Raw genomic sequence first — 13170 nt, forward strand, 5'->3', positions numbered from 1 at the left:
GGCGGGCGGTGCGCGACCGGCATCGTCGGCTCGGCGGCGAGGCCACCGCCCGCGGGCACGGTTCGGCCCGGATTCGCGGCCATAGCGCCGGTGTGGTCCGGTTCGACGGCCACCGCGCGCAGGGCGCCGCGGGCGACCACCGTCTCAGGCTGGTCGAGCGTCACCGGGACCATGCCGGTCCGCTCGGCGACGAGTCGTGCGACCAGCGGGATCCGGCTGGAGCCACCGACCAGGAAGATGCCGGAGAGCTGTTGCGGCGCCAGGCCCGCCTCGCGGATGGTGGCCAGCGTCAGGTCGACCGCCCGGCCGACCGGGACGCCGATCAGCCGTTCGAGGTCGGTCCTTGTGACGTGCGCGTCGGGGAATGGCGACGGCAGCGGAACATCGGTGTACGGGTGGCGGGACAGGGTTTCCTTGGCGCCGCGGATGTCCTGGCGCAGCACGCGCCTGCGCCTGCGGTCGGCCAGGTCGCGGCCCTCCACGAGTGCCCGCCAGGCGTCCGGGTCGCCTGTGGAGACCATGTCGCCGACGTAGCCGAGGAGAAGTTCGTCGATGTCGGCGCCGCCGAAGTGCGGGTCGCCCCTGGTCGCCAGGACCGTGTACGCGGGCGGCAGCCCCGGCCGGGCCGCCTGGGTGGTGCGCACGACGCTGACGTCGACCGTGCCGCCGCCGAGGTCCAGGACGGCGAGGGTGCGGCCCTGCGGACCGGTCGGCCCCGGGTAGCTCGCCGAGTGGAACACCGCGGCTGCGACCGGTTCTGGCACGAGCACGATTCGCTCTGCGAGACCGGCGGCGGCTTGGCGCAGAACCTGGGTGCGGACGCCGCCCCAGTCGGCGGGGTGGGTGAGGACCAGTTGCGCGGCCTGCACGCCACCGGCGACCCGGCGGGCCTCGTTGAGGGCCCGGCCGAGCACGGCCCGGAACACCGCGCCGACGGGCAGCACGGTGTCGCCGAGCAGCAGTTCCTTCTCGTCGATCCGCCGCTTGGGATGCGGCTCGTAGCGGGAGGGGTCCAGCGCGGCCTGGCGGTCGGCTTCCTGGCCGACGAAAAGAGTTCCGTCCGGCGCGGCGTAGACCGACGACGACAGCAGCGGCTGCCCGTCGAGCACGACGACCTGAGGTTCGCGACCGTGCACGGACACCGCGACACACGTGCTCGACGTCCCAAAGTCGACCGCCACGCGCAGTGCCACTTCTTCGCCCCTCGACCCGCCCGATCCTGCCCCGAGTCACCCTACGTGATCGGCAACGCGGGTGAATCCACCCGATAGCCGAAGCCAAGGCGTCCCGGTTGGCGGCGCGAAAACGCACCGCCAACCGGAGGCGACTACTCCGGCGGGATCCAGGCCACGTGTATCAGCGCCTGGCCGACCTTGCGGCTGACCAGCGTGCCGCGGCCCGGCGGCATCGCCGACGGCTTGACCGTGCCGAGCAGCGCGCCCTCGTCCTTGCTGCCGCTCATCACGACACCGGGGCTCGCGATCTCGCGCAGCTTGCCGAGGATCGGGTCGAACATCGCCCGGCTGGCACCACCGGAACGGCGGGCCGTGATCACGTGCAGACCGACGTCCTTGGCCTGCGGCAGGAACTCCGCGATCGGCTGCAGCGGGTTGTTGCCCTGCGGGGCCACGAGGTCGTAGTCGTCGACGATGACGAAGAGCTCGGGGCCCGTCCACCACGACCGGTTCCGCAGCTGGTCCTGCGTGACATCCGGCCCCGGCAGTCGCTTGAGCATCGACCCGCGGACGTCCTTGACCATGTCGCCGAGCTGGTTGGACGAGACCGCGTAGCCCAGCAAGTGGTTGGTGTCGATGAAGCCCAGCATCGTGCGCCGGTAGTCGACGAGCAGGATGACCGCTTCCTGCGGGGTGTAGCGGTCCATGATGCCGCGCACGATCGTGCGGATCAGGTTCGTCTTGCCCGACTCGCCTTCGGCGAAGGCCATGAAGTGCGGCTCGGCGTCGAAGTCGAGGTACACCGGGGCCAGGTCGTTCTCGTCGATGCCGATCGGCACCAGCTTCGAGTCGCGGCGGGTGTCCTGGGTGAGCAGGTCCTCGTAGGTGATGAGCTCGGGCAGCAGGCGCACCTTCGGGGCGCCGCGGCCGCGCCAAGCGCCCTTGATCTTGGCGACCGCGTCCTGGACGCCGGTGGCGACGTCGTCGGCGCTGCTTGAGCCGTCGATGCGGGGCAGGCCGGTCAGGAAGTGCAGCTTGTCGCGCGAGAGGCCGCGGCCCGGTCGCCCGGCGGGGATGTTGACCGCGACTCGACGGTCCACATCGGACTCGCTCGGGTCACCGAGGCGCAGCTCGAACCGGGTGCCGAGCAGGTCCTTGAGCGCCGGGCGGATCTCCGCCCAGCGGTTGGCCGCCACGATGACGTGGATGCCGTAGGACAGACCCTGCGCGGCGAGGTTGACGACCTGCGACTCCAGCGACTCGAACTCCTGGCGGAAGTTGAGCCAGCCGTCGACGATCAGGAACACGTCGCCGAACAGGTCTTCCTGGATCCCGCCCTGCCGCTTGCGGTTGCGGAAGTCGGTCATCGAGTCGATGCCGAGGTCGCGGAAGCGCTGTTCACGCTCGCTGATCAGGCTGGTGACCTCGGCGACCATCCGGCGGGCCTTGTCGGGGTCGATACGACCGGCGACGCCACCGACGTGCGGCAGGCCCTCGAGCGTGCCCATCGTGCCGCCACCGAGGTCGAGCACATAGAACTGGACTTCCTCGGCGGTGTGCGTCAGCGCCATCGACATGATGAGCGTTCGCAGCATCATCGACTTGCCGGACTGCGGGCCGCCCGCGATGGCCGCGTGGCCCGCCGCGCCGGAGAAGTCGGCCCAGAGCAGGTCCCGGCGCTGTTCGAACGGCTTGTCGATGATGCCCAGCGGAACCTGCAGCCTGCCGTTGCCGTAGAAGCCGACCGGGGACAGACCGCGGTCTTCGGTGGGCTGCAGCGGCGGGAACAGCGTGTCGAGCGAGTTCGGCTCGTTGAGCGGGGGCAGCCACACCTCGTGCGCGGGCGGGCCCTGCCCGACGAGCCTGCCGACGATGACGTCGAGTTCGCTGGCCTCGGCGCCGCCCTCGGGCTTCTTCTCCTCGACGACCGGCACCAGCGGCTTCTCGGGCTCCTTGGGGATCTCGACGTAGTCGGGGACGAAGAGCTTCGCGCGCCGGTCGCCGGACACCGCCGTCGCCGGGCCCGCGACCTGCATGCCCGCCGGCCGGTACGGCCCGGAGACGTAGGCGGCCTTGAAACGGACCATCGTGCTGGTGTCGAACTTCAGGTAGCCGGAGCCCGGGACCGACGGGAGTTCGAACGCGTCGGGCACACCGATCGCTGCCCGCGACTCCGCCGCGGAGAACGTCTTCAGACCGATCCGGTAGGACAGGTGCGAGTCGAGCCCGCGCAGCTTGCCCTCTTCGAGTCGCTGCGAGGCGAGCAGCATGTGCATCTGCAGCGAGCGGCCCAGTCGGCCGACGGCGACGAACAGGTCGATGAAGTCCGGCTTCGCGGCGAGCAGTTCGGAGAACTCGTCGACGACGATGAACAGCGCGGGCAGCGGGTCGAGGTCGGCGCCGTTCTCACGGGCCTTCTCGTACTCCCACACGTTCTTGAAGTTGCCGCCGTTCTTGAGCGCTTCCTGGCGGCGGTTCATCTCGCCCGCCAAGGCGTCCTTCATCCGGTCGACGAGGGTCAGGTCGCCCTGCAGGTTGGTGATCGTCGCCGCGACGTGCGGCGCGTCGTCGAGGCCGAGGAACGTCGCGCCACCCTTGAAGTCGACGAGGATGAAGTTCAGCGTCGTCGACGAATGCGTCGCCAGCATGCCGAGCACCAGGGTGCGGAGGAACTCCGACTTGCCGGAACCGGTGGCGCCGATGCACAGGCCGTGCGGGCCCATGCCCTCCATCGCCGATTCCTTGATGTCGAGTTCGACGAACTGGCCGAACTCGCCGATGCCGAACGGCACCCGGTAGCGGTCGCGGACCGGCCGCGGCCGCCACGCCTGCTGGACGTCGAACGTCATCGGGTCGCCCGGGATGCCGAGCAGTTCGAGCAGCGTCGGGTTGGCGTTCAACGGCTCGTCGTCGCCGGAGTCGGACGCGCCGACACCGAGCCGGTAGGGCGAGAGCTTGCGGGCCAGGGCCTCGGCTTCGGCCGCGCTGAGGTTGTCGGGGTCGGCGAACCACTCCACCCCGCTCGCGCTGCGCGCGCCGAGCCGGTCTTCCTCCACCACCAGGCGCAGACCACGCCGCGCGGTCAGGTTGCCGAGGCTGTCGGAGAGGTCCATCAGCGTGACGCCGACCAGCCCCTCCTCGAGAATGATCTGCTCTTCACGGGTGACCTCGCCGTCGTCGATGACGATCACGATGTGCGGCTGGTCGGGCTGGGGCGGGGCGTTGCGGGTGAACCGCTGCCGGTCGCGCAGCTCCTCGTCGAGCCACTCCTCGATCTGGGCGAGCGACCCGGCCATCATCCGCAACTGGCCGATGCCGTCGGCCATCGTGGGGTGCTGGGCGTGCGGCAGCCACTTCGCCCATTCCCACTCCTGCTTGGCCTTGCCCGCGGTGACGACCGCGACGAGCACGTCCTCAGGGGTGTGGAAGGTGACCAGCTGGGCGATCAGCGCCCGGGCCAGGCCGCGGGTCAGCTCACGGTCGCCGGTCAGGCCGACGGCGGCGAACCCGCGGATGGCGACCTGGATGGGCAGTTCGGGGACGATCGAGTGCGCGCGCACGAACCGGCGCAGCGCGAGCGTGGCGATCGGCTCCAACTCGTCGACCGGTCCGGTCTGCGGCGGGACGAGCCGGGTGGCCAGGCGCTGCGAGCCGCGGCCACCGCGCAGGTGGCAGAAGTCGGGGTCGGCCTGGCGGCGCTCCCACATCCGCCTGCTGGTCGCGATCGACCACAGGGCCTGCGGGTCGGGGTGGGTCCATTCCAGGGAGGCGCGCTGGTCAAGCGAGGCCTCACGGGCCCGGTCGCGCATCTGGCCGAGGTAGCGCAGGTAGTCCTTGCGGTCCTCGTTCATCTCGGCCTTCTTCTGGCCGCCGCCCTTGCCCCCCATGCCGCCGGCCATCATGCCCACCGTCGACATCACCATCATGCCGCCGAACATCAACGAGGTGGGATTCCGCCCGCCCGTCGTGAACATGAAGACCATCATTCCGACGGAGGCGAAGATCATGACCGCGGGCAGCATCTTCATCACGATGCTGCCCGGAATGACCCTGGGCACCTCGGGCGGCGGCTCCAGGTGAACCTCACCGCCCGGCTGGCGGGGCGCGGCAAGGCGGGGCGAACGCTTGAACTGCAGCGTGCTCACCGGACAGACACCTCTTTTATCTCGACAGCTGCTGGGGAGAACCTACCGAACCGCGGGGTCACCGACGGCCCGATCGGTCGATTGCCGTGCCTTGCCCACGTTGAGCGCCACTAACAGGGCCACCAGGGCCGCGCCGCCGAACGCCGCCTTCACCGGGCTGACGCCGATGGCGAGGAAGTACGTCACCGCGGCGGTGACCACCGCGGGCATGAGCGCCAGGCCGCCGAGGGCCGGCCACTGAGAACCGTAGACGAAGATGAGGACCGCGGTGATCACCATGGCCCGCGCACACGACGACGGAAAGCAACCGCATCACGCCGCTTCGAGGCGCGCCTGAACCATCGATCACCGAAGACCATCCCCCAACTCGACACACTTTCTCGGAACCGCCGTACTCGCCGATCCCGGTGCGGCCATACTAGGGGCGGTCCCGGCACGGCCGGGACCCTTCGCGCATACCTGTGGATAACTCAAAGGGGGCAGGCGTGGCAACCGGGACGACCGTGTTCAGCCGGGTGACGGTGGTGGCGCCCAGAACGCGCATCGACGTGGCGCTGCCGGCGGACGTTTCCGTCGCCGACCTGCTGCCCATGCTGCTGGAGATGGCCAAGGAGGCCACTCCCGACGGCGGCGCGCGCCATGGCGGCTGGTGTCTGGCCAAGCTCGGCGACAACCCGCTCGACCCGAGCCGCACGCTCGGCTCGCTCGGCATCGTCGACGGCGACATGCTGCAGCTGCGCAAGCGCGCCGAGAACCCGCCGCCCCCGCTCTACGACGACGTCGTCGACGCGATCGCGGAGTCCACGCCGGACAGCTACCGGCCGTGGACCAAGGAGACCGCCAACCGGATCGGGCACATCGCGGGTTCGCTCGCGCTGATCGCCGGTGCGCTGGCGGTGTTCATGGCGGGCCCGATGTGGGGCGGCGGCAACATCGCCCCGGCGATCACCGCCGGTGTGGCGGCCGTCGTCGCGGTCGCACTGGGCGCGACCATCGCGCGGGCCTACCAAGCGCAGTCGACCGGTGTGCTGATCGCGGCGGCGGGCGGGCTGCCGATGGCTTTCGCCAGCGGCCTGTCGATCGTGCCGGGCCAGCCCGGCCGGGCGAGCCTGCTGCTCGCCTGCGCGCTGGTGCTGATCGTCGCGTCGGCCTCGATCATGCTGATCGGCGCAGGCATCACGACCTTCGTCGCCGCGGGCAGCGCGGCCACGCTCGGCATCGTCGCGTTCGGTGTGGCCACCCTCATCGCGCACCCGGCGCACGGCATCGCCGCGGGCACGGTCGCGGTCGCGCTCGGTGCGCTGTCGGTGCTGCCGCGGCTGACGATCCAGCTCGCCCGGCTGCCGCTGCCCACCGTCCCGGGCAGCGCTGAGGACCTCAAGGAAGACACCGGTTTCCCGGACTACCGCTCCATCGAGCGGCGCGCGGGTCTAGCGCACGAGTACATGACCGGCATGATCATCGGCTGCGGTCTTGCGGCGGCCATCGGCGCCGTGGTGGCGGCGACTTCCCCGGACATCTGGGGTGTGATCCTCGGCGTGGTGGCGACGGTGGTGCTGCTGCTGCGGGCCCGCACCTACGCCAACGGCAGCCAGGCGGTCGCCCTGCTGGCGTCCGGCATGGTCAGCGCGGCGGGCATCCTGCTGGGCTGGCTGATGACCGCCGACCCGTTCGCCCGCCTGCTGTGGGTCTTCGGCGTCCTGGTGATCCTCGGCGCCGCGGCGCTGGTTCTCGGCGTGATCTTCCCGAACCAGCGCTTCTCACCGCCGCTGCGGCGCACCGTCGAGATCATCGAGGCCATCTGCATCGCGTCCGTGCTGCCCATCGCGCTGGGCGTGATGGACCTGTACAGCACGCTGCGCCACATCTCGTTCTAGGGGGAAGCATGCGGGTGGGGAAGAAGCGGGGCACAGCCGCGCTCACGGTCGCCGTGATGGTGACCGTGGCCGCGGCCCCCGGTGCGGTCGCACAGCCGGAGAAGCAGGAACCCACGTCGATGGCGACCCCGCCACCGCTGGAACCGAACTGGCCGATTCTCCCCTGGACGGGACCAGACGCGACTTACGCGCTCAAGACCCAATGCATCTCGTCGCTCGACAAGGGCGTCGACCTCAAGAACAAGCCGTGGGGCCAACAGCAGCTCCGGTTCGACGAGCTGCACAAGTTCTCCACGGGCGAGGGCATCCTGGTCGGCGTGATCGACACGGGGGTGAAGGCGCACCCCTACTTCCAGGACCGGATCAAGGGCGGCGGCGACCTCGTCAACGGCGGTGACGGCCTGGAGGACTGCGACGGGCACGGCACGGAGGTCGCGGGCATCATCGCGGCCAAACCACCCGCCGAGAGCGGCATCGGGTTCAAAGGAATCGCGCCCGACGCCCAGATCCTCTCGATCCGCCAGACAAGCCAGAACCACTGGGGCAGGCGCCCGGACGCGACCGAAGACCACCCCGCGGGGTCCATCGATTCCCTCGCCCAAGCCATCGTCCACGCGGCGAACCAGAACGTCCGGGTCCTGAACATGTCGGTGGACAGCTGCCGACCGGTGTCGGACGGTCCGATCAAGCGTGCGGAGAAGAACCTTCAGGCAGCCCTGCGGTACGCGTTCGAGAAAGATGTCGTGCTGGTCGCCTCGGCGGGCAACTCCGGCGAGAACTTCTGCCCGGACGTGACGAACGGCACCGACCCGAATAACCCGACCCACTTGGTGACGCCGCCGTGGTTCTCCGACTACGTGCTCTCGGTGGGGGCCACCGACCGCTCCGGCGATCCCGCCAAGTTCTCGGTCCAGGGGCCATGGGTCTCGGTCGCCGCGCCCGGCACGGAGATCATCTCGCTAGACCCCGCCCTGGGCAGCAACGGCCTGGCCAACCTGCAGGTCCTCAAGGACGGCAAGACTGCCGCGATCCAGGGCACCAGCTTCGCGGCGCCCTACGTGGCCGGGTTGGCAGCGCTGATCCGCAAACGGCATCCGCTGCTGACGGCCAAGCAGGTGATGGAGCGGATCAAGATCACCGCGTCGCACCCGGCGGCGCCGGGCGGGCGGGACAACCTCGTCGGACACGGCGTGATCAACCCGATCGGCGCGCTGACCGCGACCATTCCCAGCGAACACGGGATCGCGGCGGACTCGCCGCTGGACATGAAGCTGGACCTGCCGCCCGCGGTGGAGGCGAACTGGCTGCCGATGCGGGTGGCGCTGATCGGGTCGAGCGCTGGGCTGGTGGCGCTGCTCCTGACCTTGTTCATCGTGCGGACCTTGCGCCGAAACAACGGCGACACAGCCGAACCACGCGGCTCCGCCTGACACGCGAGATTCAAGCGGGGCATGAGGCCCAATCACAACGTCTCTGATTGGGCCTCCCCGCTTCACGCCAAAGGCGGTGTACCAGGGGATCGGTGGGCGATACGTCAGTCCTCGCCGATGACCGACGGGGAGGTCTTGGTGGGCTTGCCGAAGATGTCGACCGGATCGGCCGTCAGGCGGTTGCGGTTCTTGTGTTCGGAATCGCCGCCCTGCTGGCCGCCCATTCCACCCATGGGCATGCCGCCCATCATGCCGCCGCCCATCGTGCCCGAGCGGCCGTCGCCGCCGCCCGCGCTCGCCGCTGCTGCCGCGGCGCCCGTCGCCGGGCCGGGGATGGCTTCGCCCGCCATGACGTAGCCGCCTGGCTGTGGGGTGGGGGGTGTCGCGCTCGCACCACCGCCGCCACCACCACCGCTGATCGCGGCGCCGCCTCCGCCGCCGGAGCCGCCGCCCTTGATCGCGTCCACTGGCTCAGGGGCTGGCTCCGGGGAGCCGTCCACCGGCGCCGGGATGACCGGCAAATCCTGGCTGAACGCCCAGTTCTCCGCGGGCATCGGGTGCGCCATGGTGATCTTGTCGAAGACCTGGGAGCCGTCGATTCCCTCGCACAGCCGCACCAGCGCCTCGAGGACCTGGCGGACCGACTCGAACAGCTCCTTGGTGGGCCGCTTCATGTGGTCGAGGTAGAGCCGGGTGCGGTCCTCGCCCTGCAGCGGCATCGCCATGGCGGCCGACGCGGTGTCGGCCGCGTCGGCGAGTAGGCCCGCCATGTCGGTGACGATCTCGCGGAGGCCGTCGGCGGTGTCATCGAGGACTTCGGACATCGCGACCATCGCGTCGGACATGTCGTGGCCCGCGAGACCGATGCGGTTCATGTAGTCGATGAAGGAGTCCGCGTCGGCGCCCTCCCAGGCGGCGTCGAGCCCACCCAGGGGTTTGGTGAGGTTGTCGGCGACTTTGTCCGCCCGGAGGCCGACCGTGCGCCAGCGCACCGCCTCGTCGTGCATGTCGCTCCAGCGGCCGACGACCGGGGCGAAGTACACCTCGACCGGGTCGGGCACGCCGAGTTCGCCGCACAGCCTGCTCAGGTAGTCGAGGTAGCCGCTGACGTCGGCCTCGACGTCGGCGCCGTTCGGGCCGCCGCGCTCGGGTCCGGCCGGGGCCACCAGGTGGTCCCTGCCGAACCGCTCGGCGGCGGACTCCTCCCGGTCGACCCGTTCGGCGACGGCCCGCTCCGCTCGCTCGGTCGCGCTGCGCTTGTCCATCGGAGCCCCCTACGCCTGGCCGCTGCGGTTGATCTCGCGCACGCTGTCGCCTTCGGACACCGCGTAGGTCTCGGCGACCTGGCCGAGGCTGTGCGCCGCCGACTCCAACGCCTCCACGGCCCGCGTGAGCTGACCGCGCAGCACCTCCGCGGCGCGACCGTAGGACTCGGCGATGCGCACCGTCCGACCCAGCGACCCGAAGGCCTCCGCGGTCAGCGGCGCGGCGTTGAGCACGTCGGCTCCGGCGCCGAGCGCTTCGGCGTTCTCGGCGACCTTCTTCGCGTAACCACTGACCCAGTCGGGATCGACCTTGATGGCAGTCATCGACTACCGACCTCCTCGCACGCCCTTGTCACCTTCTGACGGTAATGCGCGCGAGGCGGTTCCCGAAGTGCTCAGCCGCCTGGAGCTTTAGGGGTCGCGGATGGGAACTGCCCCGATTCCACGGACACCGAGTCGAAGGTCTGCCGGACGTCGCGGGTGTTGAGCGAGGCGCCGTTGGGCAGCAGGCGCATGATCGCGTCCGGGGCCGGGCGCTGGTTGGCCAAGCCGAGTGCCGTCGCGGTCTTCGCGTCCGGCACGCCGAACTTCACGCCCCGGTCGGAGACCAGGTAGATCGGCCCGGTCGCGAAGTCCACTTTGGACGTCGCGCCGCGCACGACCGCGGCCCGGCCCGGCGGCATGTAGAAGTGGTCGAGGCGCCGGCCGTCGGCGCTCGGGGTGCTGATCGGCACCGTGGCGGGCTCGCCGCGCGGGGTGCGGGGCAGTGGCAGCTGCGTGCCGACGTGAACCTGCGTGTGCTCGTCGGCGTCCGGGCCTTCGCCCACCACGTTCCAGCGCAGGCAGGCGACCGGGAAGTTCACCGGATCGAGTGCTTCCGGCACCACCTTCGGGAAGGTGCTCTCGTCGATCTCGATCGACGGCGACGCACCGGGGATCTGGTCCGGGCGCACCTCCGTGATCTTGTCGCCGCCCGCGGTCGACTTGAACCGGATGAGGTCCGCCGTGGTTTTCTTGATCTTCTGAACGCCGTCGCGCAGGATCACGTAGTAGTCGTTCTCGACCGCCGAGGCACCCGCGCGCTGGATGGACACGATCGAGCCCACCGGCAGGCCCTCGATGTCGATCTGACTGGCGGAGCCGAGGCCCGGGATGTCCGGCGAAGCGAGCCTCGGCGCCTCGGGAATCGCGTTGAGCAGTCCCGTGGTGATCTGCCGGATGTTCTCGGTGCGCAGGTTCAGCGCGGTCGTCACCCGCTTGTCAGCCATGTCGACCTCGGCGCGGACCGTGTTGGCGTTCTTCTTGACCGCCGTCTCGGGCGTGCGGTAGACGAGGTAGACCTTCTTGTTCTCGGCCTGCACCAGCAGCGCCTCGTTGACCGCGAGTTCCGGTCCGAAGTCGGTGTGCCCCGCCGCGACCGTGGTCTCGATCTTGTTCTCGCTCGCGGGCTTGTTCAGGCTGCGGTCGAGTTGGTACTCGTCGCACACGGCCCAGTCGCTGTTGATCCGCTGCTCGTCGCCGGGCAGCATCTGCGGCCCGTCCGGGATGCCGGTCAGCCGCTCACGCGTGATGTCGACGAGCTTCGAGTCCGGGACGACCTCGACCTTGGCGGGGCCGCCCGCGGCGCCGCCGCCGCCGTCGTCGGTCTGGCTGGCGGGCTGGTCACCGCCGTTGTTGCCGCGCGCGAGCAGCAGCAGCCTCGCGGATGCGAGGTTGAACGTCGGGACGAGCACCTTGCCCCGCTCGGTGTTCGTCAACAGGACATAGATCGCCCCCGAAGGCTGGGCGATGACGATGCCGTCCTGGTTCGGGGCCTTCGGCGCGGGCTTGAGCAGCCCGAAGATCAGCACGCCGATCATGCCGATGGCGGCGATGCACACACCCACGATCGTGGCTCGGGAATGTGTGCGCATCGGATCGTGGAGCATCACCGCGTCCTTGCGGACCAATGCCGACTGCATCCTGCGCAGTACGAAGCGGTATGCCTGAACCTGAGACTTGGTGGTCGGTGTTGATGGCATTCTCGGCCTGCTGCTCTCCCCGTCGCGGTACGGTTCCGGAGGATAGCCGTACGGCCGTCGCCGTATGTGGGGTTCTCCACCAACCGAGGGGAAGAGATCTAGCGGATGTCCGTGACCACTCCTCCGCGACAGGGCCGGACGCCACCTCCCGGTGGCCCGGGTCGACCTCCCGGCCCTGGCGGTCCCGGCAGACCAGGCGGACCCGGCGGACCTCCCGGACCAGGGGGTCCTGGGGGACCCGGTGGCCCTGGGGGTCCTGGCGGTCCCCCGCCCGCGGGTTCCGGCCCCGCCGCCGCGCAGCCGCCTGCCGGACCTCGGGTCCGCGTGTCGGCGCGCAGGCGCCACCGCGGGTCGAGCCTCGGCAGCCTGCCGGTGTCGAACCTTGTCGTGCTCGAAGTCGGCCTCGCCCTCGGGCTGGTCCTGCTCGCCATCGACCTCAAACTCGTCTACGTGTCGATCGGCATCGTCGTCGCCGCGCTGGTTCTCGCGTTCCTGCGCTGGCGCGGCCGCTGGTTCACCCAGTGGATCGGTCTCACCGCCCGCTATTCCGTGCGGTCGCACGCGCGGGTCACCAAGCCGCCGAGCCCGGTGACCATGGAGGCCGTCGCGGCGCAGGACGAAGCCGCGGTGACCGGTCCGGACGACCCACGGGTCAACCTGCTGCGGCTGGCGGTGCCCGACCTGGTCGTGGCGCACGCGGTCGACCACGAGCAGCGCCCGCTGGGCCTGGCCTGGCACGAGGGCACGTGGACCGCGGTGCTGCTGGTCGACCCGGCGCCCGCGCTGGTCAGCCAGGTCGGGTCCACCCCGAGCCTGCCGCTGGGCGCGCTGGCGCCGTGCCTGGAAGACCGCGGCGTGGTGCTCGACGCCATCCAGGTCATCTGGCACTGCTACCCCGGAAGTGTCGCGCTGCCACCGAGTTCGCCCGCGCTCGCGTCCTACCTGGAGGTGCTCGGCCCGCTGCCCGCGGCGGCCCGGCGCACCACGTGGATCACGGTCCGGCTGGACCCGCGCCGGTGTGGCGAGGCGATCCGGGAGCGCGGCGGCGGCGTCGTCGGCGCGCACCGGGCGTTGATCGGCGCGTTGTCCCGCGTCCGCAACGCCCTGGAGTCCGCGGGCGTCACGATCCGCCCGCTCGACTCGGACGAGCTGCTGCGCGCGGCGATCTCGTCGGCCGAGCTCACCGCGGCCGTCGGCAACACGAACCCCGTGTCGTTGCGGGAGAAGTGGGCGGGCGTCACCGCCGGTGGCGTCGGT

General features: G+C 70.6%; 9 protein-coding genes. 3 read left to right on the plus strand and 6 right to left on the minus strand.

Annotated elements, in window-relative coordinates; all coding sequences use genetic code 11:
• From ACRDSQ_RS26845 to ACRDSQ_RS26855, 3 genes are all read right to left on the minus strand, one after another.
• Positions 1-1193 (minus strand): Hsp70 family protein (locus tag ACRDSQ_RS26845; protein ID WP_431424791.1); only part of this gene is annotated, 1193 nt, incomplete at its 3' end.
• A gap of 134 nt (positions 1194-1327) precedes the next feature.
• Positions 1328-5320 carry a type VII secretion protein EccCa gene (gene eccCa / locus ACRDSQ_RS26850; RefSeq protein WP_431424793.1) on the minus strand — a complete coding sequence of 1331 codons (3993 nt, stop codon included), beginning with the start codon at positions 5318-5320 and terminating at the stop codon, positions 1328-1330.
• A gap of 42 nt (positions 5321-5362) precedes the next feature.
• Entirely contained in the window at positions 5363-5599 is a 237-nt protein-coding gene (locus ACRDSQ_RS26855) for a hypothetical protein (RefSeq protein ID WP_431424794.1), read from the minus strand.
• Between the two features lie 206 nt (positions 5600-5805).
• On the opposite strand from ACRDSQ_RS26855, the gene eccD reads away from it, so the two are divergent.
• On the plus strand, positions 5806-7197 hold the full coding sequence (gene eccD, locus ACRDSQ_RS26860; protein ID WP_431424796.1) for a type VII secretion integral membrane protein EccD: 1392 nt from the start codon (positions 5806-5808) through the stop codon (positions 7195-7197).
• Positions 7198-7205: 8 nt separating this feature from the next.
• The gene (mycP, locus tag ACRDSQ_RS26865) at positions 7206-8627 is read left to right on the plus strand and encodes a type VII secretion-associated serine protease mycosin (RefSeq protein WP_431424798.1); all 1422 of its coding nucleotides are present in this window, start codon (positions 7206-7208) and stop codon (positions 8625-8627) included.
• A 104-nt stretch (positions 8628-8731) separates the two neighbouring features.
• Here the strand turns inward: mycP and ACRDSQ_RS26870 are convergent, their stop codons facing one another.
• The 3 genes from ACRDSQ_RS26870 to eccB form a co-directional block, all read right to left on the minus strand.
• Entirely contained in the window at positions 8732-9892 is a 1161-nt protein-coding gene (locus ACRDSQ_RS26870) for a WXG100 family type VII secretion target (protein WP_431424800.1), read from the minus strand.
• 9 nt (positions 9893-9901) lie between these two features.
• Positions 9902-10216, minus strand: coding sequence for a hypothetical protein (locus tag ACRDSQ_RS26875; RefSeq protein ID WP_431424802.1), 315 nt, complete (start codon positions 10214-10216; stop codon positions 9902-9904).
• Between the two features lie 71 nt (positions 10217-10287).
• Positions 10288-11853 carry a type VII secretion protein EccB gene (eccB, locus tag ACRDSQ_RS26880; RefSeq protein ID WP_431424804.1) on the minus strand — a complete coding sequence of 522 codons (1566 nt, stop codon included), beginning with the start codon at positions 11851-11853 and terminating at the stop codon, positions 10288-10290.
• A gap of 432 nt (positions 11854-12285) precedes the next feature.
• Between eccB and eccE the strand changes: the two genes are divergently transcribed.
• Positions 12286-13170, plus strand: an 885-nt coding sequence (eccE, locus tag ACRDSQ_RS26885; RefSeq protein ID WP_431424806.1) for a type VII secretion protein EccE, incomplete at its 3' end; no start/stop codon positions are given.

It is taken from the genome of Actinokineospora sp. (assembly GCF_050699995.1).
Lineage (GTDB): Bacteria > Actinomycetota > Actinomycetes > Mycobacteriales > Pseudonocardiaceae > Actinokineospora.

What these genes read in the sequence shown, in the direction of transcription:
- ACRDSQ_RS26855 (WP_431424794.1), bottom strand. Translation starts at nt 5,599, where the DNA reads ATGGTGATCACCGCGGTCCTCATCTTCGTCTACGGTTCTCAGTGGCCG.
- ACRDSQ_RS26875 (WP_431424802.1), bottom strand. Translation starts at nt 10,216, where the DNA reads ATGACTGCCATCAAGGTCGATCCCGACTGGGTCAGTGGTTACGCGAAG.
- ACRDSQ_RS26870 (WP_431424800.1), bottom strand. Translation starts at nt 9,892, where the DNA reads ATGGACAAGCGCAGCGCGACCGAGCGAGCGGAGCGGGCCGTCGCCGAA.
- eccB (WP_431424804.1), bottom strand. Translation starts at nt 11,853, where the DNA reads ATGCAGTCGGCATTGGTCCGCAAGGACGCGGTGATGCTCCACGATCCG.
- mycP (WP_431424798.1), top strand. Translation starts at nt 7,206, where the DNA reads ATGCGGGTGGGGAAGAAGCGGGGCACAGCCGCGCTCACGGTCGCCGTG.